This is a genomic window from Borrelia coriaceae (genome assembly GCF_023035295.1).
Classification (GTDB): domain Bacteria; phylum Spirochaetota; class Spirochaetia; order Borreliales; family Borreliaceae; genus Borrelia; species Borrelia coriaceae.
This window is the reverse complement of sequence record NZ_CP075076.1, coordinates 57,598-82,510: the sequence shown is the minus strand read 5'-3', so window position 1 is coordinate 82,510 and position 24,913 is coordinate 57,598. Positions and strand designations below refer to the sequence as shown.

The following is a 24,913-nucleotide window of genomic DNA, read 5'->3' as shown; positions in this document are numbered from 1 at the left end:
TTTATTCTTCTAGTAATTTTTCTCCGTGCTTTCTATGTTCGATTGCTTCTAATAATGATTCTCTGGAAACATGGTTTTCTCCTTTTAAATCTGTAATTGTTCTTGCTATTTTTAAGATTGAATGAGTTGCTCTTGATGATATATTAAGTTGGTTTAGTATATAAATCATTTCTTCTCTTAGTATTTTATCTAATTCGCAAAATATAGCAATATGTTCTGGTTTAAGGTCAGAATTTTTGTAAATGTTATCAATATTTTCATATCTTTTACTTTGTATATTCCTTGCCTTTATGATTCTCTCTCTTATTTCACTTGAGCTTTCATTATCTTCTTGGAATAATTTTGCATTGTCTACTGGTTTAACTGGCACTCTAATATCAATTCTATCAAGCATTGCTGCTCCAAGTTTTTTCCAGTAGTTTGATACCTCTTGTTGTGAGCAAAAACATTCTATATCTTTTTTTCCAAGATTGCCACAAGGACAAGGGTTTGTAGCAATCATTAACTGAAAATTTGCAGGATATTTGAATGATTTTGCACTTGTTCTTACTATTGAGATTACCTTATCTTCTATTGGTTCTCGAAGTGATTGTAATATTGATTTTTGAAATTCTAATGCTTCGTCTAAGAATAAAATTCCATTATGGGCAAGTGATACTTCGCCAGGGAATGCATTAGAGCCTCCTCCAATAATGCCTTCTTTGCTTGCAGTGTGATGAGGTTGTCTAAATGGTCTTTGTCTTATTATTTTTGTGTCTATTAATTTACCCGCTACTGACCAAATTCTGTTCGTTTCAATGATTTCTTTGTTTGTAAGTGGAGGTAAGATTGACTGTACACATTTAATGCTTAGGGTTTTTCCACTTCCAGGAGGTCCAAATATCATAATGTTATGCCCCCCTGCAACTGATATTTCAAGAGCTCTTTTTATTCTGTGTTGACCTTTGATATTTTTGAAGTCATATTCAAATTTTTCTTCATTGTCTTTTGTTTTAAATGTAATCATGGGTTTTGATGGAAATATATTATTATTCAGGTGGTTTACTATTTCTAAAGCTTCTTTTAACGTTTTTACGCCCCAAATGTTTAAATCTTCTATTAAAAGGGATTCTTCTAAATTGTCAAAAGGTATTATTATGCATTTAATGCCTCTTTCTTTTGCAAGTGAAATTGCGGGCAATACTCCTTTAATTGCTCTTATTTTTCCGTCTAGTTGTAATTCTCCTAATATTAAAACTTCTAAATTATTATTTTGATTTTCTTTTTTATTTATAATGCTTGTTGCGATTGAGAGATCAATCGCTGTTCCGATTTTTTTGATTCCAGCTGGAGCTAGATTTATTAATATCCTGTCGTTTGGAAAAGTAAATTCTGAATTTTTAATAGCTGATTTTACTCTTTCACGTGATTCTTTGATTTCACTTCCAGCTAATCCAACAATATCAATGCCTGGTATTCCTTTTCTAATATCTATTTCAATCTCAATTAGTTCCCCTTCATATCCTATTGATGAGTGAGAGTATATTTTCATATAATTCTCCTTAAATTAAGAGTTATTTAATGGTATCTAAGATCTCTTTTAGAGCTTTGTATGGTAAAATGAAGCAATCTTTTCTATTTGTATATAAGAAGTTTTCAAAATTCTTAAGACTTTGGTTAATTTCTTCTAAGTTTTTAAACTTGTTATTGGTTATTTTTGTTATGATGTCTAGTATTGTTTTCTTAGGTTTATTATCACATATTTTGGTTAAGACATAAGCACTTGATAGAAAAACTATGCATCCATATGCGTTATATTTTAATCTAATTCTTTCGATGTTTTCATTGATTTGGAATGTTATTTTGTCACCGCACTTAGACTGGTGATATACTGTATTTTGATTGTTATCTGCTTTAAAATAATACTTTTTTATTTTGCTAAGTTTTATTAGTTCCTTTTTTGTCTCCTCTGAAAACATGTTTCAATTTTAAGAGGTTTGTTTGATTAAATCAATAATAATTTATATTGTTTTAATTTAAGTTTTGTATTTATGTAATTTTTTTAATAAAATGCTTTTATCGTTTGCTTTAGGCAAGATATGAAAGTGTCAATTTCTTCTTTTGTATTATATAAGTAAAAACTTATTCTTAGTAGATGGTCTTTCTTAATATCCTCTGAGAGGAATGCAAGGTAAGCACAAGTTTTTCCAGCTCTAATTGCGATTCCCATTGTATCAAGATATGTCTCGATGTCGTGTGAGTGAATATCTTTTATTGTAAATGATATTATTGATTTTCGTTTGATATTTTTGCTTAGAATGAATTCAACCTCATCAATTTCTTTTAACTTTGCAACACAATATTCAGTCAGTTCTCTGTCATGTTCTTGAATAAATTCCATTGAAATATTATTAATATATTCTATTGCTTTGCCAAGACCAATGATTCCTGCAATATTTGGTGTTCCCGGTTCAAATTTATTTGGAGATTCAAGAGTTTTAAAGTTAATATCTCCATTTTTTATGTAAATATCTTCTATAGTGTTGCCTCCTAGTTTGGAACTGTTGAGATTATCTATAATTTTATCTGATATATATAGAACACCAATTCCTGTTGGAGCAAACATTTTGTGTCCTGAAAATACTAAAAAATCACAGTCTATTTTTTTTACATCTATATTCATATGTGGTGCCATTTGAGCTGCATCTATGAACAGGATAATATTATTATCTCTGGCAAGTTTGCCAATTGTTTCTAAATCCTGAATAGTTCCTAATATATTGTTTATGCCAGATATGGTAATAATTTTTGTTTTATTTGTAATTAAATTTTTTATTTTTTCCGGTTGGATAATTCCCATTTCGTTAAATTTTGCAAGTTTAATTTTTAAGTTTAAATATTTGGCAATATTTATCCAAGGAAGCAAGTTACTGTTGTGTTCGAGTGTTGTTGTAATGATCTCATCATTTTCTTTTAAAAGTTTTGAAAAGAGCAGTGAATTTGCTACTGTATTTGTTCCATCTGTAGTTCCAGAATTAAATATTATGTTTTTATAAGACTCTGCATTGATAAATTTTTTTACAAGTTCTCTTGTTTTTTCTATTTTTAAGCTTGCTTGTATTGCAAGCCTATGTCCGCTTCTGTGAACATTTGCATTGTATTGTGTATAGTATTCGGCTATAGATGAAATTACACTTTGTGGTTTTTGAGAGGTTGAGGCATTATCAAAATAAATGATTTTTTTATTATTAATAGTTTGATTGAGAATAGGGAAGTCTTTCCTGAGCATTTTGATTTTTTCGTTTTTGTCTTTTATAAGGTTAAGATCCATTTGTTTAGTATCCTGTATTTTAGAGATTATACCATTATTTTTTATTGTATTTTTACATGTAAATCCTTTGTATTTTTATTTTTCCTAGGTCGATTTGTGTTCGGATATCTGTTTATCTAATAAGGTTATGTTTATGTTATAATTGGTTTTATGAAAGAAATAACTTACAGATTTGAAAAATCAGAAGATTATAAGTTAGTGCCTGTTAATAATATTTATGGTAGTGTAACTAATACTGGAGAGATTTTCTGTGATCTTGTTTTTGAATCAACAGAGATTCCTGAGGAAATTGTTTATACTAAGACTAAAGAAGGTGTTTTAGAAGAGATTTCTGGAGAGGTGAGGGGTTCTAAAGAGAAAATAATTTTAATAAATTCTTTTGTTGGAATTTCTATTACAAAAGATACTGCTAAAAATATTGCTTATTGGCTTTTAAAGAAAGTTGATGAATTAGAAGATAATGAGTAAAACTTCTGAGGAAAGGATTAAAGTTTATTTATCTAAGATATCTAAGTATAAAAGTAAGGTTTTAAAAGCAAGTGATATCAAGGGAATTATTGAACGGTCGGATATTTCTGATGCTGATATTGCAAATATTGAAATGCGTTTCTCTAATGTATATGATAGGGCATTGCAATTAGAGCAAATGGGAAAATTGAGTGATTCTTTAAGACAACTTGAGACTATATATTTGTATTCTCTTCATGATAAGTCTATTTTTAATTCATTTTTTTATCTTTATAAAAGACTTGTAAAAAGAATAGATAGTAAAGAATTAAATAAAAAATTTATTCATGTGAGTTTACAGGCTCGAGAATTTGGGATAGTAAGCGGGATTGATTTAAAAGATTATGATGAAGCTTTAAGGTTAAAACATCGATTATTAATATTATTGTTAAGTTTTATATTAATAGCTATTATTGCATTTATTACATATACAGTAGTAATGCATTCTTTTGTTAGTGGCTATGATGATCTTGGTGGAGTCGAAGGTATTGAAAAGATCATACCTCAGGGCTTACCTTCAGTTACAAGGGCATCTGATTTAATAGTTGAATCTGTTAGTATTGTTGCAGCTCCTTATGTTTTATATCATCTTGAAGTTGAAGATGCTAAGGTGTTAGTTTTTGAAGATTCCCATGCTTATCAGTTAAAAGCAGGAGTTGTTTCAACTAAAGATCCTATTAAAAAGATTTCTTATGGAGTTACTGTTTATGATGATTTAGGAAAGCCTGTTTTAAATAAAGTTTTTGAGAAAACAAGTGATTTTCCTAACAAGTGGAGTAGGGGTGTATATGCTCCAATTGATTTTGTATACACTATTTCTAAAGAGATTAATGGGCATCCTAAAAAAATGGTACTTGATATACGTTTAATTGAATTTTTTGGTGAAATTGATAATTTTTCTAGTGTTAATTTAGATACAAATTCTTCAATTTTGAATTTTAAATATCTTGGTAGTTATTTTAATGAGCCTTTTGGACTTTATGAGGCCAATTCTTTAATAGAAGTTTATAATAATTCAAAGGATAATATTAAGGATTTGGAAATTGAAGTGGCTTATATTGCTAAGGATAGTCATATTATTAGGTCTTTGAAACGTAAGTTAATTTCTGAAGTCAATTCTTTTCTTAAACCTTATTCTAGGCAAAGTTTTTCGTTAAAGACTCTCTTTCCAAAAGAGATTTATCCAAATATTAAAGAAGAGTTAGCTTCTATTAGGATCATAAATGTGGTTGCAAAATAGTGTTTTTTTATATAAGAATATTGTGAGCTATCTATAAGAGTTCTTTTTCTTTAAACTTTGAGATAATATTTAGAGGGAGCAGTGTTGTTGCAATACTAATTAGTGTGTAGGATAAAAGAATAATTAGGTTGAATGTGTTGTTTATTTGAATGTTAAATTCAAATATATAATATTCAGAGTTTAAAATTTCTGTATTATCAGCTCCAAATATTTTTAAGATTGTATTAATAATAATATCTATTATATTAATTAACTGTTCTATGTGAATGGTTATGTAATTTCCAATGATTATGCCTATTATGCATGATATTGAGCTTAGAACAAATGCTATTAGTATAAATATTAGTTTGAGACTTGCATTATTCATGCCAATTGATTTAAATATTGCTATCTTCTTTTTATTTTCAAGTATTAACATACAAAGAGATGAGGATATATTGATACTTGCAAAGATTACAATAAATGCCATAATAAATATTAAGAGTTTTTTGCTGATATCTAAATTTGTATATTTGTTTAAATAAAGTTCGTAAAATGTTTTTATCTTATATTTTTGAAATTCTTTTTCAATATTTTTTTTTAGATTATCAGTTTTTTCTTTGGTATTGTGTCTAATAGAAATGCCAATTATACTTTTAGAAAAGTTTTCTGACATTATGTTTGAATCTTGTAGTGAAATGAGAACCAAATTTTTATCAAGTTCTCTTATTCCCGTTTCAATTATTCCAGATATATTAAATTTTTTTACTCTTGGAAATATCTTTTGATTTTTATTATTGGGTACTACTATGTAGATGGATTCGTCAATGTTTAAGTTAAGTTTGTCTTTGATGTGTTTTGATATCAGTATTTCATTTTTGTTAAGGCTTTTCTTGCCATCTATTAATTTTATATGCCTATTCTCATCAATAAATTTCTTCTCTACTGCTCTTATTAATATACCTTGTTTCTTGTTATTGCCGATTATTCCGTAGGTTCTCCTTTCAAAAAAATATCTTAGTGCATCATTTTGGTATTCTTTTTTTAATCTCTCTAGTTTAGATCTAAGATATGTATCGTTTTGAACTTCATTATGTTCAATTTGTACTGAAAATCCTTCATTTTCAATGTATTGCTCTATTGTGGAGTTCATTATGTTGTTTGACATATAGTAAACAATAATTAAAGGGATCATTACTAAACTTAAGGATATGCCAGAACCAATTAGGGCTTTTTTATTTTTTGAGTTTATAAATATTATGTATGCTATTTTTGTTAGTTCTTTAATGTTTGGGCGCATCATATTCTCTTTAGTGTTTTGTCTTTTAGTTCATATTTTGTATCTGCTTTATTTGAAAATTCTGGATTGTGACTGACTAAAATTAGAGTTTTGCGTAATGTTTTAGCTGTGTCTATTAATAGAGATTCTACCGTTTTTGCAGTGATAATATCTAGGTTACCAGTAGGTTCGTCGCATAAGATTATATTAGGTTCATTTATTAAAGCTCTTGCAATAGCTGCTCTTTGTGCTTCTCCTCCTGAGAGTTCGGAAGGGTAATGTTCTGCTCTTGTGTTTATTTCTAATATTTTCATTAATCGAAAAGCTTTTCTATTAATTAGCTCTAAGCTATCTTCTCCTTCTATGATTTTAGGTAGAATAATATTTTCAAATACATTAAACTCATCAATCAAATTATGATTTTGAAATACAAGACCTATTTTTTTATTTTTATATAGGCTTAGAGTTTTCTCGTTTGCATCTTTTAAAGATATTCCACATGAGATTATATCTCCTGAATCCATTTTATCAATTCCTGATATTATGTTAAAAAGTGTTGATTTTCCACATCCACTTTTGCCTTGAATTGAAATAAAGTCCCCATCTTTTATGTTTAAACTCAAATTTTCTAGTACTTTTATTTTTGTTTTGTTTTTAGTGTATGTTTTATGTATTGCTTTGATACATAGTATATTTTTCATTTATGATGCTCCGTTTATTTTATCAGTATATTTGATCCTTTGTGTGACCTTTAGACTTGAGCATATTGTAAATAGGCAAGCAAAGAATAGCGTGAACATTAAATCACCGAAGAATATTTTAGGTGTAATTGTATTTTTTACTATCTTTATTTCTATATTTTCTAGTTTTAATTTGAATATATAATTTATAGTATTAATAGAGCTGTTTATTATAATGTCAATTACATTTAAAATTTCATTGATGTTTAAAGATATTATAATACCTGCAATTAATCCAATAATGCCTCCAAGTATGCAGATTATTGTTGAGTGAAGTAAGAAAATTTGCTTAATTTTTTGTGATTTAAGGCCTAAGAATAATATTATTGCAATTGATTTGCTCTTATTGATTATTATTCTCGTTTGTAAGTAATATGTGTTAACGGCAATTACAAGGAATATGCTTGTTAAGATGATTAACATTGTATTTCTTTCTATTTTTAAAGCTTTATAGAATTCTTTGTTATATTCATACCAGGGCTTAAATTGAATATTTGGATTAATATTTTTTATTTTATTGGTTAATCTTTTGCTAGGATATAAGTTTTTTGTTTTTATTTGATAGTTAATATCTGAGTCTTTTATGATTTGTTTTTTGTAAAAGTAGTTAATGTTCATGAATACTGTAGATTCGTTTATTTTAGGATAATTACTTTTAAAAATGGCTTTTATTTTAAAGTATTTGATTTCATTTTGTAATGTTTGTAAATTTTGTATTTCATCACTTAATATTAATCCTATTGTGTCTCCTTCCAATAGACCTAAGTTATGTGAGAGTACATCTCCTATTATGATTTCATTGTCGTTAAGTTGGAGTTCAGATTGTGTAAGGCCTGTTAAAAGTATAAAATCTTTATCTTTTATAATATCTTTTGTGTCAAGTGCGATGATATTTAGGATACTTGGATAATAATAGTTTTCAATTCCAATTCCTTGTGTTTCGTAGATTTTATTTATTTGAATTATTTCTTTAATCTCTTTAAGAGCATTAATCTCTTGATCGTTTAATTTGTTTTCAATTTTTAAATTTCCACTTTCTAATGTAGATATGCTTGTAAAAAAATCATTTTGAAATCCATTCATTATTGATATTGTTATAATTATAATAATTTGTCCAAGAGCTATGCTTAAGATTATTACAATTGTAAGTGATAAGCTATTTTGTTCATCTAAGATTAATCTTTTCAGTAAAAACTTATTTAATCCCATTTTAATCTCTATTAGTATCTTTTTTTATTTCTTCAATAATCTCATCATCTTTATATTTGACTTTAAAGATAGGAGTTCCATTATAATATATTTCTTGTTCGTATTCATGATCATTGAAATAGTCTGTTTTTAATAATATTAAGTCATTCTCATAAATTGTTTTTGACTTTAATTTCTTATCAGGATAATAGTCGTATTTTGTTTTAGTGTTATGATCTTTTTTATTTTTTTTGACAGTTATATTTTCAACTATAATGTTCCCAGATTCATCATATTCAAAGTTGCTTATTTCTGTTATTTCATTATTTTTATATATTTCTTTTTTGATTAAGTTGGGGCCTTTATATTTTGATATAGTTTTTGTGGTATCTTCTTCTGTTATGTTGATTACTTCATTGTCGTCTAGATAGCTATTTTTTTCTCTAGATTTGATTTTGTTATTGTCTAATATTATGCTTTCTAAGTGCCTTTTTTGATCGTCATATTGGATTACTTTTGTTGTGGATTTTTTGATGTCAAAGTATGTTGATTTTATCTCTCCGTTGATTCCGTAATTCCATACTTGAAAGTCTGAACCTGTTATTTTTAAAAGCTTGCCATTATTGTCTTTCATATAATGTAGTTTTTTCGGTTTTTGATTTAAAATTTTGATTTCTTTGTAAATTAAATCATTATTTTTATAAAAATAGTTTACAGATTCAAGGACTGTTCCTTTGGAGCTATATTTAGTTTCTTGTATTTTATTATTCAAGTTATCATAAATTTCTTCTTTTGTTTTAATGTTTTTTGCATTATAGAATGTTAATTTTTTTTTGTTGTCTTCTATTATTTCTTGTGTTTTATATTTGATCAGTTGTAGATCTTTAAATAGACTAAATTTTTCAATTTCATTAACTTTTATGTATTCAATGTAGAATCCTGTTTGTGGTATTTCATAGATTTCCTGGTATTTATTGAAAAATACATCTGATATGAAGTAGCTTTGTCCATATGCATTCGGTATTATAAAAAATAAAAATATTAAGAATAATGTTATTATCTTTTTTGTCATAGTAACTTATTTAAGTAGTTATCAGTGTTAAATTCTTTAATATGTTCCACTTGTTCTCCGAATGTAAAAAAGTATATTGGTTTTTTAAATATCTTAGATATGTTTATTATTCCGCCTGCTCTAGATGATGAGTCAAATTTTGTAGCTATTATTCCGTCAATTTCTATTGCTTTGTTAAATATTTCTGTTTGATTGTTTATATTTTTCCCAGAAATAGAGTCTATTACTAGTATCTTTTTGTAGTTAACATTTATTTCGACCATTTGCTTTTTGATTACATTATCCATTTTTTTGAGTTCTTTGATTAGATTTTCTTTGTTTTGAAGTCTTCCTGCTGTGTCAATTATTAATATATCGTAATTTTTACTTTTTGCGCTTGAAATACTGTCAAATATTACTGCTGCTGCATCGCTTCCTTGATTTTGAGATATGACTTTAATTCCAATTTTTTCGCTTTGTATTTTAATTTGTTCAATTGCTGCTGCTCTGAATGTGTCTGCTGCAGCTATTAATACATTTTTACCTTCATTTTTAAATTTATTTGCAAGCTTGATGATGCTTGAAGTTTTGCCAACTCCGTTTACTCCAATTATCAATAAGATATTTAATTTTTTATTTTCTAAGTTAAGGGATTGTTGGTTTATGTAACTTCTCAGGAAGTCTTTTAGTTTTGAGAGTGTGTATTCTTCATCTTTAACTTTGATTTTTTTTATATGTTCGATTATTTCGATTACTATATCATTTTTAATATCTGCTTCTAAGAGAATATCTTCTAAATTTTCAAATATTTGTGTTTTTTCTTTGTTTTTAAATAAATTTTTTATCTTTGTAAAAATACCCAAAAGTCTAATTCTCCTATTTTTATTGTTTACTAAGTTATTTTACAATAATTTAGTGACCTCTGCTTGCTTCTTTAATATATTGTACCAGATGAATTATTAATGGTATAAAGCTGCCTATAGAAAGTGTCATTCCTGTGCCAAGTAAGAATGATGTAATCATTTGTTCTGCTTTTGCATTGTATAGGTCTTGAGGTGTTATTCTATTTATACGAATGTTCCTTAAGGCTATATTATAGAGTTCTGATGATTCATTATATTTTGTTATGGCAAAGGCAGTACCTATTAAGTTTAATGTGAAGATTCCTAGGTTAATATAAAAATTATCTCTTTTTGTAATAAGTTCACTTTTATTATCTTTTAACATTTCTACATTAATTTCTTTATCATTTTTATTTATTATTTTAAATATGTTTTTATATCCTTGAGCTTGTAATAAAATAGATTCTGTATCTTCAGGTGCTTCAATTGCAATTGGTGTTTCTCCTATAAATATTCCTTTTTTAAATACTTTAGATGTTATATTACTTGTAATTAATATTTTTTTAGAATTTGCTTTTTGTAAGTTAATATTTAATTTAATTGTATCTCCGTTTTTTACCTTTTGCTTTACTGTGTATGGTTTGTAGTTTGTGCTTGTTATGTTAATGATAATTTCTTTATTTGGGAGTTCGGAAATATCCCATATCTCATTGTTGTATATTCCTTTTGATACAAATTTTTCATTTATATATATTTTTGCATCTAAATTATTGATGACATTAATTTTAATATTAATAAATTCTCTTCCTAATATTTCTTCAAGGCTGAGTTTTGCTATTTTATGTGCGATATCCTCAACGGAGGATGATAGCTTAAAAATTTCTTTTTTAACCCTAACTCCTTGAGGAGTAATATTGCTAATTTCAATTAAATAATGTTTTTCTACTTTTCTAAATTGTATATAATTAATAAAAAATAGTTCTTGGTTTAACAAAAATTCTGTGTTCAAATTTGATAAGTGTGTCTTTTCTTTATGTTTTATGTATTTTGCTTTCATCTTTTTTAAATTTATAAGGTATTCTTCCAATTCGTTTCGTTTAATCTCAATGTTTTCAATGTCTTTTTTAAGATCATTAATTTGTATTTCTATTTTATTTTCTTCTCTTGAGCTTATTTCATTTTTGAGTCTTTTTTTGTCCATATCTTCTTTGAGTTTACTGATTTCTTTTTCTTTGTTTATTATGTTTTGGTGTATGTAAATGTGTCTGATAAAATCTTTGTCTTTGTCATTGACAGTATGTTCATTTATGGTTTTGTAAATTCTATCTAATGTTTTTTCAAGACTTTCTTTAAGATTTTGATTTTCGTCTTGTGTGTTTATGATATAAGAAAAACCATATTCAATGTTACTTTGAGTGTATGCTAGTTTTATTGTTATTATTAAAAATAATATTATTATAGTTAACTTAAATTTTTCCATTTGAGATATTCTTCTATGAAGTTATCGATGTTCCCATCCATAACAGAGATAATATTTGGATTTTCAAATTTTGTTCTGTGATCTTTTACTAAAGTATAAGGTTGGAAGATATAAGATCTTATTTGATTGCCCCAAGATATATCTTTTTTCTCCTCTTGTTTAGATTTATTTTTTTGTTGCTCTAGTGCTTTGTAGTATTTATAAAGTTTTGATTTTAATACTTTCATTGCTAATTCTTTATTTCTATGTTGGCTTCTGTCGGTTTGAGATTGAGTTACTATGCCCGTCTGAAGGTGAGTAATTCTGACAGCTGATGATGTTTTATTAACATGTTGTCCACCTGCTCCTGATGCTCTATATGTGTCAATTCTAATATCTTCTGGTTTAATTATGATTTCAATTTTATCATCAATTACAGGATCAATAAAAACAGATGCAAAAGATGTATGTCTTTTTTTTGCAGCGTCAAAAGGAGAGATTCTTACAAGACGATGTATTCCTATTTCACTTTTTAAAAGTCCATAAGCATATTCTCCTTTTATTTCAATTGTCACAGATTTAATGCCACCTTCAGCTTCAAGTAAGTCTATAAGTTCTGTTTTGTATCCACGTCTCTCAGAGTATCTTAGATATATTCTGTATAACATGTTAACCCAATCACAAGCTTCTGTTCCACCTGCTCCTGAGTGTATTGTCAAAAATGCACTGTATATATCAATATCTTCTTTAAAATAAGATAATGTTAAGAGATGTTTATACTGTTCTTTTAGTTTATTAATATCGTTGTCGATTAATGCTATGTCTTTTTCGCTTTCTGCAATTTCGTATAGTTCTCTTAAGTCTTGTAGTTTGGATATCAAGTTTTCCCAAGGTTCAATTTTGTCTTTTAAAATATTGTGATTTTGAAGAATCTCTTGTGCTTTTTTATTATCATTCCAGAAATTGTTGTCATTTATTTGTTTTTCGTATTCTTTAAGTTGAGCTTTGATTTTATCACTGTCAAAGCTTCCTCCAGACATTTTCAATTTGTTCTAAAAGTTCGTTTATTTTTTCTCTCATTATGAACCCTCGATATTATTTATTAGTATAATTATATTTGGAATTAAAGATAAAATGAACATTATAAAAAAATCCATTGTTTCATTGACTAAGATTTTTGATGTTAGTTTTGTTTCAAAGTTTTTCTTGATTAATTTTATTAATATGAGGGATATTAAGATACTAAGTGAAGATAGAATAAGCGTTGTAATGCCTTCTAGAAAGTTATGATTTTTATCTAGAGAAAAAAATATTATTGCAGTAAAGCTACTATTGGATAGTACAAAATCGTTTGAATATTTTGATTTGTTGTTGTAAGCAATTAAGATATTATTTAATGTTTTTAGTATGATCGTTAGTGTATATATTAATATTATATATATCATTGGTATTATAAGTAATAAGTTATATTCTGATAATAATTTATAAATATGGAAAAGACTTGAATAAGTAAATAGAGCAGTTATTATGATAATTAAATACTTTTTTGACAATGTCTTATTATTTTTTACTTTTATATCTTCAATTCCTATAAAGTGTATTAGTAATAGGTTATTTATTATTAAATAGGTTACTAGATTATTGTTCATAATTTTATAATTTCTTCTCCATTTTCATTTTTGTATTCTATTGCTTTATTAGTTTTTAAATGATGCATTATTTTTTTAATCTGAAATGTTAAACTATATCTTTTTATTAATATTGAACTTACCTGTAGTATGAAAATGGATATTACAGCTGATAAAGTTTCAAGTGGAATGTAGCTTAATGTTGTAAAATATGCTACAGATAATGTAAAGCCATATAGCATTTGTTCAAACTTAAAGGGGGGAACTATTTGCAGTTCTGTGCCCATTGTAAATATTAAGATCATTGGAATTGGTGATATTATTAAACTTAATATATCAAAACTTATATAGCTGTAAAGACCAAGGATTTTTAGTATATAAGCAATTAGTAGTAGACTTATATAAAAAGATATCGGTATTAATGTATTTATAATAAATTTGCCAAGTATAAATGAAAAACCAATGTAAATTAGAATGGGGGATAAGTATTTTTCGTTTTGTAACCCAAGCAGGTTTTCAATGTGAAATCTTGGTATCATTATATTGAGATGGGACAATATTTTGTCATTGATAAATTTTTCAATCATGTCAATATATTTGTTTTCATGTCTTTTAAAGTCTTTTAAGCTTTCTAAATTTTGAATATCTGAATTTTGATTCATTATTTTATTCCAAGTAGGAATTATATCTTTTTGTCTTGCAAGTTCTTTGGAATATGCTTGTTTAAAGTTTAATGGAAAATTTAATATTAAAAATACAAATGAAATTAATATGGGATTTACAAAAAATTTGGAAAGCTTTGAGAAATAAAAAAATATTAAAAATGTAAAAAGTAGCGCCGTTATTTTGAGCATGATAGATAAGTTTAAGGGTAATATTATACTGATAATTAAAGGAGTATATACGAAAAAAGAGAGATATTTATATTGAGATTTTGGCATTATTGGAAGGTATGAGCACAAGCTTATAATTGTTAATATTGCAGTATCAATTAAAAATTTTGTGTTGTTTGTAAAAGAAAATATTAAACTAGGTGTTAAGGCTAAGATCATAGTTAAATAAATATCTTTTAAATTATTTTCAGTGTATATTGGTTCATTATGAAGGCTTAGATTTAAAATTTTTTCTTTTATTTCTTTTTTAACTTTATTTATTTCATCTTCTATTTCAGTTTCAGTATATTGTAGATATTTTAATGGGTTATTAGCAAGTTTATTTTTGTTCTTGAGCTTTGAGAGAATAATCTCTTCCATATATAGTGGTGAAAAACTAGATTTTTTGAAGAGTTTTATTTTACTAAATATTGATTCTTTTTTTAATATTGTAATACTGTATATATCTCTTGTTATAGGTATATTTAGGTTGTTTATTTTTGTCTTATTTACTGGATTGTTTAGGAATATATCATATTTTTTTGTGTCAATATCTTGATTTATTATTTGTTGGACAGATGTTCCAATTTTGACTTTGATTATTTGACTTTGTATTTTTTTATTGCCATTGATGGTTATAAATTTTTCTTTATAAGGTGAGTTTGTTTTAAGCGTGTTATATACATTATAAAGGTCCTCAATATTAGCTAGGAGTATATTTTTATTTGGGTTTATATTATTTTTTGTGCCTTCTTCATTGTATAAAAAATGCATTATTATTGCGTGATTTGAATATGGATATGGAGTATTGGGAATTAATTTGATTGTTAATCTTTTGTTTTGAAAAGTATTTAAACTTTCAAGTTCTTTTTTTAAATGATGATTACTAAGTAGTATTAGTATTTCTTTAAATTTGAATATTTTATCGATTGTTTCAAAGCCATATATGATTTCATTTAATTTTTCTTTTATCAATATTTCTGAGATATTTGTAAATGGATCTTTTCCATTTATTAATAAAAGCATTTTGTCTATTTTGTTGCATTTACTTACGTATTGAAATAATGAATGTTCATTAAACCATGGGATTCCTAATCGAATCAACTTTTCTAGTGTTTTTTCTCTTGATTCTTCCTCAACAGCTGGTTTTTGGTCGTTTTTGATTCTTCCATGGAATCTTATTAATGCTGATTTTAATTGCTGTTCATTTGGAAGATTAGCGGTATATATTTTTTCTATTGTTCCAGATATTGGGGCATATGTGTATAGCTCTACATTTTTATCTTTTGACAATATTTGCTCTTCTGAGATTTTTTGATTTTCAATGATGTATATTGTGGGCTTTGAATTTTCTGTTTCTAGTGGGATTAAAACACATTCAGGTATTTGAATTTCATCTATATTTACTTTATACTGATTTTTTGTCTTTATCGTTTTTGAATTAGACATTAGATATTTCCTCTAATATATTTTCTATAGTTTTTTTCACTCATATTTAAAAGAATTGTAAACCTTATTGCTTTAAATAGAAATAGCAATAAAAAAAATGGTAATGAAAGGGCAAATAAAATTGTAAAATTATCTTTATTGATTTTAATATTAGCGGGTGTTTCTTTATATATTAATATTGGATTTCCATTTGATAAGAATAATCTTGAGAGTTCTTTATTAAGGTTTTTAGATATAAATTCTTTGTTTACTTTGTATACGGTTTTTGGATTGATAGTTATTTTGTTGTTTTCTATTTCAAAATAGTCCTCTTGGACATTTGTGTTTACTTTGCCATATTCGGATGTGATTTTATATTTAAGTTCATTTTGGTAAAATATGTGATACATGTAACCTACAATGTTTGGAATTTCTTCATTGTGTCCCACCATTAAGTAGATGTTATTGGGATTTAAATAGTCAAAATAGTTCAATTTTTTGCTGTAAAGATAATTAAAATTTTTATAGGAATTGAGTATATTTTGTGCATAAAAAAATGGCATTAATGAGGTTATAAACAGCATGATATGTATGAAGATCTTAAATTTTAGAGTTTTTGTTTCTCGTTTTTGTTCTTTTATTTCAATTAAGGATAGAAATGTATGTTGGAAGTTGCTTTCAGTTTTTATCCAAGTGAATATTAAAAAAATACAAAGTGTTGATATTGATACAAAAATAATAAGAGGTGATTCGAGATTGGTGGTTAAAAAGTTAATGATTATAATAAAGTATAATACTATGAATAAAAATAGAAATATTGGAATCTTAATCTTATTAATTAATACTGCAAAACTAATATCTTTTAGATACATTTTATTATAATTTTTATTGAAATGATCAATTAATGTAAATAGTAGGTAAGATAATATAGTCAAAGGATAGAAATAGAGTGTCTCATCATTGAATATGAATATGGTACATGAACTTATTAAAAAAAGGATTATGAAGGGTGCATATTTGATGTTTAAGAGTAATAAAAGTATTATGATTGCTATGAATGTCATGCTTGAAAAATATTTAATTTTAGTTTTATAGTGTAATGAGTGCATTTCTGCTTCAAGGTTTTGATTTTGCTTTAATTTTTTAAAATCGCTATTGGTGAATGCTGATTCAACGTAGAGTATTTTTTTATTTTCTATATTAAAGAGGTTGGACAATTTTTTTAAAAATAGATCTTTTCTAAGATCATAGTCGTTAAGATGGGTTATTTTATTTATTGTTATTTCTTTGAAATTGGGAAAGTCCAATATATTTACTTTTGTTGTGTATTCAGATATTGTTTTATATCCTAATGAGTTTATGTAGTCATTTGCGCTTTTTAAATCTTTCTCTTTTTTAAAGTATATTGGTTTATAATCTCCAAATTTTGCCATGTTGCAAGATATTAGCAATAATATTGTCTGTATATGTAAAAACTTTAGTAGCTTCATTTTTTCCTTTATAATTTGTTATTTATGTTATTTGGTTACATATTGCCCATGCAGAGATTATTCCAATAAGTATTCCTGTAAATACTTCTTTTTTTTTGTGTCCTTTAACTACTTTGATTTTTAAAGGTTCAATTTCGATTTTCATTTTTAGTTGTTCTGACAAAGCGTTTAGATATTCTGCTTGGACTCCTGCCATGTATCTAACACCGAATGAATCTCTTATTGTTATTAAGGCGAAGGCCAAAGCAATTATAAAGTTAGTATTTATTCCTTCTGTTAGTAGTATTGATGTTGCAAGAGCTGTTACTGTTGAAGAGTGGCTACTAGGCATTCCTCCTGTTTCTAAGAAGATGCTTTTTAAGAGGTATTTTGGATTTAGTTTAAGTTTTCTTGTTTTCATTGCTTGGATAACGTATTTAATCATTTGTGCAATAATTCCTGAAGTGAAACAAGATAAGAAAAGCTTATTTGTGAATAACTCTTTTATCATGATTTGATTACCTCGTTTTATGTTACGAATTGTCCATTTTGTATTATTGTATGTTCTTTGCCTGATTTGTCAATGCCGATAACGTTTATGTCATCGCTTCCGATCATAAAATCTGTATGAATTAAAGAAACATTACAGCCATAATTTAATTTTTCAGCTTCAGTCTTTAATTCTTGTCCATTGCTTAAACAAGAGGTATAGGCATTGCCTAGTGCAATGTGGCAGCTTGCATTTTCATCGTATAGTATGCTGTAGAATGTAAGCTTACTTTGATATATTGGGGAGTTACTATCTACTAGTGCAACTTCTCCCACATATTGTGCTTGCACATCAGTTTCTATGTGTCTTTTTAATATTTTTTTTGATTGTTCATCATCGCATCCAAAGTTAATTACTTTTCCATTTTTGAATTCTAGCCATATTCCAGTTATTAGGTTCCCAAGTATCGTGACTGGGCGGGTAGTATACATAATACCATTTGTTTTTTTGTAGTTTGGAGTTGTAAAAACTTCTTCAGTAGGCATATTAGCGTTAAATTCAATATTGGTTTCTCGTACCTTTTCACTTCCTCCTGTCCAAATAGAATTTTCTAAAAGGTATATTTCTAGGTTTGTTTTTTGATTTTTAAAGATTATTTTTTCTAATTTGAGTTTATTTAGAATTTCACATCTTTTATGAAGTTTTTTTCCATGTATTTCCCAAGCTTTTATTGGATTCTCTGAGTTGAGTAACATAATTTTTTTTTGAATTTTAGAAAATTCTTCTAATGTTTCTTTACTTTCAGGTTTATTTAGCACTTTTGCAGCCCATTTTGGTCCTGGCGCACAAATTATGCACCATGGTAATTCGTTATTCATTATTGCGCTTGAAACTTTTTTTGATGCTATACTTAGTGCTTTGAAATAGTTTGATATTTTTTTACTGTCGTTATCTTTTAGTGCGTCTAAATTTTCTGTGTTATCAATTCTTATTTTTGCCCATTTTTCATTTACCATTTCTTCAAAAAATTTACGCTTAAAATCTGGAATAAACTTTAAGAGCTCTTCTGGTGATGAGTTTAATCTAGCTTTTAAGATATCAGTGTCTTCGATGTTTAATTCTACATATTTTGCTCCATTCTCGTAAGCTTTTTGTGCTAGAATCTTTATGAATTCATAATTTTCAATTGCGCCTGTAATTAGTACACATTGATTTTTTTGTAGATTGATTCCTTTTAAGATAACAAGTTCTGCATATTTTATTAAGTCTATTGCCATATTGTGTCCTGTGCTATGCAGGGTCTTCTAATATGTTGTCATTAATGTAGTGCGCAACAGCTTCCTCATCATTAGTCCCTATTATTTCTAAATATGATAACATCTTTTTTAGCCTGTAGTTTGCATTGCCCATTAATAATCCTTTATTTACATTTTCTAACATGTCAACATCATTAAATCCGTCTCCGAATGCAATTGCTTCATTTAAATTAATATTAATTCTTCTAAGAACATCTTGTAATGCACTCCCTTTTGAAACTTTGCTGTTAACAATTTCAAGTGAGTGTGGTGTTGATAAATAAGCATTTATTTTTTTTCTGTATTTTTCTAAAATGATTGCTTCATATTTTATTAGTTGTGATTCTTCATCATGCAATAGTAAAATTTTTGCTATATTGTTAAAATTTTTAATTTCTTTAAAGTTATTGATTTCATGGTATTGTATGTTTATATCTTGTAGTTCATGTTTTATGTATTTGTGTTTTTTTAACAATTCGTGTTTTTTAAATATATTGTCGATAGCGTTTTTAGTGATGTTATCAGCATAAAGCCTTTCATCTATATCTTCGGATTTTTGTAAAAAATGAGGTATATCTTTGTATTTGGTATCTCTGAGCACTAAAATCTCATTCACAATTTCAGCGGACAAATCATAACTGTTTATTAATTGCCATTGGTTATTGTAGACTCTTGCTCCGTTTAATGTTATGAAAAATGAGATATGTGAGTTTAGGTTTTTTATAAGAGGGATTATTTCATTTTTACTTCTGCCTGTTGCAATAATAAACTTTTTGTTTTCTTTTGATATTTTTTTTATTACAAGTTCACTAAAAGCTCCTATTTGGCTATTTGAGAGCAAAAGTGTGCCATCAAGATCAGAAATAACAGCCTTAATATTTTTCATACTTTTGTCCTTTGATTTTACTGTTGAACTTCATTATAACAAATAAAGAAATTTTTTAAAATTGAATTATTTGTTATAATGAAGTTCAACAGTAAAATCAAAGGAGCTTGCTTATATGGATACTAGTACGAAAATGTTGTCTTTGAGAAATTTGATGCTGAAGAGCGAGATCGATGCATATTTAATAGCAAGTTATGATCCGCATATGAGCGAATATTCTCATGTTAGATTTAATATTCGTGAATTTATTACAGGATTTACAGGAAGTGCTGGGATAGTAATTGTTACAGAAACAGAGTCAGTGCTTTTCACGGATGGTAGATATTTTTTACAGGCATCAGATGAACTTAAAGGAACTGAGTTTAGCTTAATGAAGCTTGGAGTTAAGGAGTATCCAGATATTTTTAGTTATATAAATACAAATCTTAAGGGCTTAAGGCTTGGAATTTATGCTGAGGATGTTAGTATAAGGTTTTATAATGATTTAGTTAAAAATTGCAGACATACAGATATTGAGATTTTATATGAAGATTTAGTTTCTAAAATTTGGCAAGGTAGGCCTGATTTGGAGAATAATAGAATATTTGAATTGAGTGATGCCCAAAAAAACGATAAAAGAACAGGTAAAGTTGCTAGAGTTAATGCAAAGTTAGAGGAAAAATCAATTGATTTTTGTGTTGTGAGTTCTTTGGATGAAATAGCTTGGCTTTTAAATTTAAGAGGTTTGGATGTTAAATCATCGGCTTTATTTTATGCTTTTTTGTTTATTGCTAGAAGTGAAAGATATAAGAATGTTCTTTTTATTAATGTTGATAAACTTGATCTTGATTTAAGGGAAAGGCTTGAGACAGAAGGTTTTGAAATTGAAGATTATGGTAATTTTTATTCGTTTTTAGCAGAAGTTAGTCATGAAGGACAATTTTTTATACCAGTTGAAAGTAATGTTAAAATATTGGAATCTATTGGTAAGCCAAATGCGGTACTTGGACAAAGCATTGTTAGTGAGCTTAAGGCAATAAAATCTGATTATGAAATTAGTAAGATGAAAGAGGCTCATATTATTGATGCTGTAAGTTTGATTAAATTTTTATATAAATTTAAGAGTTTAAGTAAGGATGAGCTTGCTAAGTTAGACGAGGTTGATGTTGCAAATATGCTTTTAAATTTTAGGATGTCAAGAGATGAATTTTTTAGTTCTAGTTTTGCTTCGATAGTTGGATTTAAAGAGAATGCAGCATTGCCTCATTATAGGCCTAAGAAAGGGGCTAAAACCCTTGATGATAATGGATTGCTTTTAATAGATTCTGGGGGTTCGTACCTTGAACTTGGTACAACAGACGTTACAAGGACTATTTTGATTGGAGATGCATCTTATCAAGAGAGAGAAGATTATACTTTAGTTCTTAAATCTTTTATTGCTCTTGCATCTTTAAAATTTCCATTTGGGACTTCAGGTGCTTTTCTTGATGGTATTGCACGTTTTCCTTTGTTAAAGCACGGGTTGAATTTTGCTCATGGAACAGGTCATGGAGTAGGATTTTTTCTTAATGTTCATGAGCTTCCTGTTTCTATTAGTCCTTTGTCTACTTATGCTTTTAAAGGTTCTGAGATTGCTTCAATTGAGCCTGGGCTTTATCGAGATTCTCAATATGGCATTAGAACTGAAAATTTAGTTTTTGTGAAGCAAAGTTATTCAAATGAATTTGGAACTTTTTTGGAGTTTGAGAATTTAACTCTTGTGCCTTTTGAGAAAGAGTTAATAGTTACTGAAATGTTATCACAGGATGAATTAGACTATGTTAATAGTTATCATAAATTTGTGTATTTTAGTTTGAAAGAATATTTTAGTGGTGATGAGCTTAAATTTTTAGAGATATTAACTAGTAAAATATGAGATTTGTAAGCTTATTTGTAATATTGATTACTTTTAGTTTTGTGGGTTTATTTGCACTTTCATCTGATATGATTTTTCATAATTCTTATAAGGATGCTATGGATGATGCCAAAAAGTTACATAAAAATGTTTTAATACTTGTTGGAAGAGATATCGAAGATAATTTGATAAAAGATTTTTTAAGGTCGTTTGAAGATGATAAAGTTCTTAAGGCTCTTGCTGAAAACAATGTTTTTTTAATTATTGATGTAAATAATGAAATTTTTAATGAAATCAATTTGAAAAAAAGTCCAACCTTGTTTTTTGTTGATGCAAGGAGCGAGCAAATTAAGGCCGCTTATGTTGGTTTTATTAAGGATATTGTTAAGGGCAATCAAGAGTTTTTAAGTTATGCTTTAGGAATTTATAAATTAGATGATATTGTGCATAAAAAGAATAACTATGAAATTAGCACTCTTGATGACAAGGTTTTTTTTTATAAAACATTGGATGGCCATTGGAGATTAAGGGTGAATGGTCAAGAAAAAAAACTTGTTCCTTCAAGAATAGAGCTTAAGGAGTTTTTAGTATTTAAAGATGAAAGTGAGGATAAGCTTTATGCTTTTCCTAAGTCTAGGAAAGGTAGTATTTATTTTTCCGAAGCAGAAAACGAGGAATGGAAACTTTTTGGGCAAATAAAACCATAGTTTGAGTTTGGATTTGTTGAGAGTTTTATGGAATTAGTTTTTTATCCTGATGATCTATTGCGAGTAAAAACAAAATCAGTTTTGGATATTGATGATGGGGTTAGGAATGCTGTTTCTAAAATGATAAATTTGATGGATGTTAATAATGGTGTTGGGTTAGCAGCGCCTCAAGTGGGTCTAGATTCGTCTATTTTTGTGGTTCGAGAGAATACAATGTCAAAACCTTTAATTTTTATTAATCCTTTGATAACGGAAACCTCTTTTGAACTTTCTGTTTATAAAGAAGGTTGTTTGAGTATTCCTGGGGTTTATTATGATCTCTTGAGGCCAAAATCTATTATAATTGAAGCTTATGATGAAAATGGTGAATTTTTTAAGATTGAAAATTCAAGTTTTTTAGCCAGAATTATTCAGCATGAGATGGATCACTTAAAAGGCGTGCTTTTTATTGATTATTATGAGGATAAACTTAGGAATAAATTGTTGAAACTTTATATGAAAAAGAGGAGGCTTGTTAAGAGTTGAGGATTTTTTTTGCAAGTTCTGAGAGTATTGCTTTAGAAGTTTTCAAAAAAGTGTCAGACCAGTATAATGTAGTTGGTGTGCTAACTGCGCCTGATAAGCCTAGTGGCCGTGGACTTTCTGTAAAAGCTAATGACATTAAAATTGAGGCTATTAGTAGAAATATTGCTGTTTTAGATCCTTTGGTACTTAATTCTGATGTAATAGAAATGGTTAAGGGATTAAAGCCTGATCTTATGTTGGTTTTTTCTTATGGCAAGATATTTAGACAAGAATTTTTAGATATTTTTCCAATGGGCTGTATTAATGTTCACCCGTCTCTTTTACCAAAGTATAGAGGGCCTTCCCCTATTCAAACTGCTATTTTGAATGGTGATACTATTAGCGGAATTACTGTTCAAAAAATGGCTTTAGAAATGGATAGTGGCAACATTCTATCACAGAGTCAGTTTGAAATAAAGAGCTTTAATACAAGTTCTGATATTTGCCGATATGTTTCTTTAAGTAGCTCTGATATTGTTTTGGAAGCTTTAAGTAAGTTAAATGCAGGATATGTTGGCATTAGTCAAGATGCAAGCCAAGCAACATTTTGTTATTTTTTCAATAAGCAATATAGGGTTCTTGATTTTAATTTGAGTGCCTTTGAGATTAAAAATAGGATTAATGCTTGTAATCCTTGGCCATTGGCAAGGGCCAAGCTTGATGATTATGAAATTATTTTTCATAGAGCTGATTTTATAAAGACTAATGATTATAGTGATCATGCGATAGGACAAATTGTTTCTTTTGATCCTAATCGAGGTATTTTTGTGAATACTAAAGATGGGATTTTATTGTTGTTAGAGCTTCAAAGAGCCGGGAAAAAGGTTATGGATTATAAGTCTTTTTATAATGGGAATAGAGATTTAGTAGGTAAAGTTTTTCTTAAATTTTAAACATAAGGAGATAACATAATATTGAATGATGAGAAACCATCAAATAGTAATTTATTTTTAGAGCGTAAAGATCGAAATGTTATTGATAATTTATGCAAACATGATGAAAGTTTTAATAGCAAAGTACTCACTTTGCCTAAGTATATAGTTAAGGGATTAGTACTTACTATTTTTGGTTCTTTAATTATTTCGTGTGCGATATTTTTTATATTTCTAAAGGGAGACGATATTGTTATCGTGCCAAATCTTAGTGAACTTTATCTTGAAGATGCAATTACTGAACTTCAAAACAAAGAACTTATTCCTTATGTCGAGCTTAAATTTTCATCAACTTATCTTGATAAGGGAAAGGTAATAGATCAAAATCCTAAGGCAGGTACTGTTTTAAGACTTGATAGTAAGGTTAAAATTTTTGTTAGTAAAGGGGCTGTAATCAATAAAGTTGATAATTTCATTGGAAAAAATATTGATGATGTGGTTATTAATTTGAACGCCAATGCTATTAATAATAATAGGATGCTTTATCATTTGTTAAAACCCATTGAAATTGAGAGTACTCTTCCAAGAGGTATAATAATTCGACAAGAGCCATCTCCAGGCACTAAGATTGCAAGCTTAATTGACCTTCAATTTTTAGTAAGCAAAGGTCAAGAGGAAATTCCTGTTAAATATGTAAAAAATTATGTTGGGCTTTATTATAAAGATGCTATTATTTCTCTTTTAAATGATGAGATTGATTTTGACGTGAATTTATCGACTGGCAGTGATTTGGGCAATGTGATTGCTCAGTCTTTGTCTGCCGGTAGTAAGGTTGAAAATTCAGATAAATTAATAATTACTATGAACAAACCAAGAAGTAGTAATACAGATGTTTTTGGTATTTTGACTTATAAATTAGACATGTATCCATCTAGTGTAGATATAATGGTTAAAGTAAAGGATTCTAGTGGAAGTAGTGCTTTGCTTTATTCTTTTAAATCCAAGGGTGGACTTATTAAATTGCCTTATGAGGTATTAAAGGGTTCAACGATTGAACTTTATATTTATGATAAGCTTGTAAATCGAACAATGGTAGATTGAATATTGAAGTTTATTGACATTTTTTCATTTTTATTGGTGTTTTTAATTTATTTGATAGGCTTTGATGTTTAAAGGAATATTATTATAAAAATATGTATTGTTTAAGATAATGCATATTATCTTTTAATAAATG

General features: G+C 27.3%; 23 protein-coding genes. 7 read left to right on the top strand and 16 right to left on the bottom strand.

The window, feature by feature from the left end:
* Position 1: 1 nt before the first annotated feature.
* The 3 genes from bcCo53_RS00420 to bcCo53_RS00410 all read right to left on the bottom strand — a co-directional run bounded on the left by bcCo53_RS00420 (position 2) and on the right by bcCo53_RS00410 (position 3,310).
* On the bottom strand, positions 2-1,531 hold the full coding sequence (locus bcCo53_RS00420; protein ID WP_025407769.1) for a YifB family Mg chelatase-like AAA ATPase: 1,530 nt from the start codon (positions 1,529-1,531) through the stop codon (positions 2-4).
* A 22-nt stretch (positions 1,532-1,553) separates the two neighbouring features.
* Positions 1,554-1,958, bottom strand: coding sequence for an iron-sulfur cluster assembly scaffold protein (locus tag bcCo53_RS00415; RefSeq protein ID WP_025407768.1), 405 nt, complete (start codon positions 1,956-1,958; stop codon positions 1,554-1,556).
* Between the two features lie 83 nt (positions 1,959-2,041).
* Complete coding sequence (locus tag bcCo53_RS00410; RefSeq protein ID WP_038364756.1) at positions 2,042-3,310, bottom strand: cysteine desulfurase; 1,269 nt, start codon at positions 3,308-3,310, stop codon at positions 2,042-2,044.
* Between the two features lie 150 nt (positions 3,311-3,460).
* Here bcCo53_RS00410 and bcCo53_RS00405 point away from each other — a divergent pair, with 150 nt between their 5' ends.
* Both bcCo53_RS00405 and bcCo53_RS00400 read left to right on the top strand, forming a co-directional pair.
* Positions 3,461-3,778, top strand: coding sequence for a hypothetical protein (locus tag bcCo53_RS00405; RefSeq protein WP_025407767.1), 318 nt, complete (start codon positions 3,461-3,463; stop codon positions 3,776-3,778).
* The gene (locus tag bcCo53_RS00400) at positions 3,771-5,057 is read left to right on the top strand and encodes a hypothetical protein (protein ID WP_038364753.1); all 1,287 of its coding nucleotides are present in this window, start codon (positions 3,771-3,773) and stop codon (positions 5,055-5,057) included. Before bcCo53_RS00405 ends, bcCo53_RS00400 begins: the two co-directional genes overlap by 8 nt.
* 31 nt (positions 5,058-5,088) lie before the next feature.
* Here the strand turns inward: bcCo53_RS00400 and bcCo53_RS00395 are convergent, their stop codons facing one another.
* The 13 genes from bcCo53_RS00395 to bcCo53_RS00335 all read right to left on the bottom strand — a co-directional run bounded on the left by bcCo53_RS00395 (position 5,089) and on the right by bcCo53_RS00335 (position 19,663).
* The gene (locus bcCo53_RS00395) at positions 5,089-6,339 is read right to left on the bottom strand and encodes an ABC transporter permease (RefSeq protein WP_038364750.1); all 1,251 of its coding nucleotides are present in this window, start codon (positions 6,337-6,339) and stop codon (positions 5,089-5,091) included.
* On the bottom strand, positions 6,336-7,016 hold the full coding sequence (locus bcCo53_RS00390; protein ID WP_025407764.1) for an ABC transporter ATP-binding protein: 681 nt from the start codon (positions 7,014-7,016) through the stop codon (positions 6,336-6,338). The genes bcCo53_RS00395 and bcCo53_RS00390 overlap by 4 nt, the downstream gene beginning before the upstream one ends.
* Positions 7,017-8,264 (bottom strand): ABC transporter permease, encoded by a 1,248-nt coding sequence (locus bcCo53_RS00385; protein ID WP_025407763.1) that lies wholly within the window; start codon positions 8,262-8,264, stop codon positions 7,017-7,019.
* 1 nt (position 8,265) lies between these two features.
* Positions 8,266-9,315 carry a hypothetical protein gene (locus bcCo53_RS00380; RefSeq protein ID WP_028328151.1) on the bottom strand — a complete coding sequence of 350 codons (1,050 nt, stop codon included), beginning with the start codon at positions 9,313-9,315 and terminating at the stop codon, positions 8,266-8,268.
* Positions 9,312-10,157 (bottom strand): signal recognition particle-docking protein FtsY, encoded by an 846-nt coding sequence (gene ftsY / locus bcCo53_RS00375; RefSeq protein ID WP_025407762.1) that lies wholly within the window; start codon positions 10,155-10,157, stop codon positions 9,312-9,314. Before ftsY ends, bcCo53_RS00380 begins: the two co-directional genes overlap by 4 nt.
* 49 nt (positions 10,158-10,206) lie before the next feature.
* Entirely contained in the window at positions 10,207-11,616 is a 1,410-nt protein-coding gene (locus bcCo53_RS00370) for a hypothetical protein (protein WP_025407761.1), read from the bottom strand.
* Positions 11,598-12,675, bottom strand: a protein-coding gene (prfB, locus tag bcCo53_RS00365) for a peptide chain release factor 2 (RefSeq protein WP_172641925.1) whose coding sequence is annotated in 2 segments (ribosomal slippage) — positions 11,598-12,621 and positions 12,620-12,675 — 1,080 coding nt in all. Because the reading frame shifts where the segments join, the coding sequence is not laid out codon by codon here. Before prfB ends, bcCo53_RS00370 begins: the two co-directional genes overlap by 19 nt.
* Entirely contained in the window at positions 12,675-13,244 is a 570-nt protein-coding gene (locus bcCo53_RS00360; protein ID WP_025407759.1) for a hypothetical protein, read from the bottom strand. Before bcCo53_RS00360 ends, prfB begins: the two co-directional genes overlap by 1 nt.
* Complete coding sequence (locus tag bcCo53_RS00355; RefSeq protein WP_025407758.1) at positions 13,241-15,544, bottom strand: RnfABCDGE type electron transport complex subunit D; 2,304 nt, start codon at positions 15,542-15,544, stop codon at positions 13,241-13,243. Before bcCo53_RS00355 ends, bcCo53_RS00360 begins: the two co-directional genes overlap by 4 nt.
* Positions 15,544-17,013 carry a hypothetical protein gene (locus bcCo53_RS00350; RefSeq protein WP_028328150.1) on the bottom strand — a complete coding sequence of 490 codons (1,470 nt, stop codon included), beginning with the start codon at positions 17,011-17,013 and terminating at the stop codon, positions 15,544-15,546. Before bcCo53_RS00350 ends, bcCo53_RS00355 begins: the two co-directional genes overlap by 1 nt.
* Before the next feature lie 22 nt (positions 17,014-17,035).
* Positions 17,036-17,503 carry a divergent PAP2 family protein gene (locus tag bcCo53_RS00345; protein WP_025407754.1) on the bottom strand — a complete coding sequence of 156 codons (468 nt, stop codon included), beginning with the start codon at positions 17,501-17,503 and terminating at the stop codon, positions 17,036-17,038.
* Between the two features lie 17 nt (positions 17,504-17,520).
* Positions 17,521-18,759, bottom strand: coding sequence for an aminopeptidase (locus tag bcCo53_RS00340; RefSeq protein WP_025407753.1), 1,239 nt, complete (start codon positions 18,757-18,759; stop codon positions 17,521-17,523).
* Between the two features lie 13 nt (positions 18,760-18,772).
* A complete protein-coding gene (locus bcCo53_RS00335) occupies positions 18,773-19,663 on the bottom strand; it encodes a Cof-type HAD-IIB family hydrolase (RefSeq protein WP_025407752.1) in 891 nt (296 codons plus the stop codon).
* 115 nt (positions 19,664-19,778) lie between these two features.
* On the opposite strand from bcCo53_RS00335, the gene bcCo53_RS00330 reads away from it, so the two are divergent.
* The 5 genes from bcCo53_RS00330 to bcCo53_RS00310 all read left to right on the top strand — a co-directional run bounded on the left by bcCo53_RS00330 (position 19,779) and on the right by bcCo53_RS00310 (position 24,780).
* On the top strand, positions 19,779-21,557 hold the full coding sequence (locus bcCo53_RS00330) for an aminopeptidase P family protein (protein WP_025407751.1): 1,779 nt from the start codon (positions 19,779-19,781) through the stop codon (positions 21,555-21,557).
* Positions 21,554-22,243 carry a hypothetical protein gene (locus bcCo53_RS00325; protein ID WP_025407750.1) on the top strand — a complete coding sequence of 230 codons (690 nt, stop codon included), beginning with the start codon at positions 21,554-21,556 and terminating at the stop codon, positions 22,241-22,243. Before bcCo53_RS00330 ends, bcCo53_RS00325 begins: the two co-directional genes overlap by 4 nt.
* A gap of 27 nt (positions 22,244-22,270) precedes the next feature.
* Positions 22,271-22,768: a peptide deformylase gene (def, locus tag bcCo53_RS00320; protein ID WP_025407749.1), complete on the top strand. Its 498-nt coding sequence runs from the start codon at positions 22,271-22,273 to the stop codon at positions 22,766-22,768.
* On the top strand, positions 22,765-23,700 hold the full coding sequence (gene fmt / locus bcCo53_RS00315; protein WP_025407748.1) for a methionyl-tRNA formyltransferase: 936 nt from the start codon (positions 22,765-22,767) through the stop codon (positions 23,698-23,700). Before def ends, fmt begins: the two co-directional genes overlap by 4 nt.
* 81 nt (positions 23,701-23,781) lie before the next feature.
* Complete coding sequence (locus bcCo53_RS00310) at positions 23,782-24,780, top strand: PASTA domain-containing protein (protein WP_028328149.1); 999 nt, start codon at positions 23,782-23,784, stop codon at positions 24,778-24,780.
* The last annotated feature ends 133 nt before the right edge of the window (positions 24,781-24,913 follow it).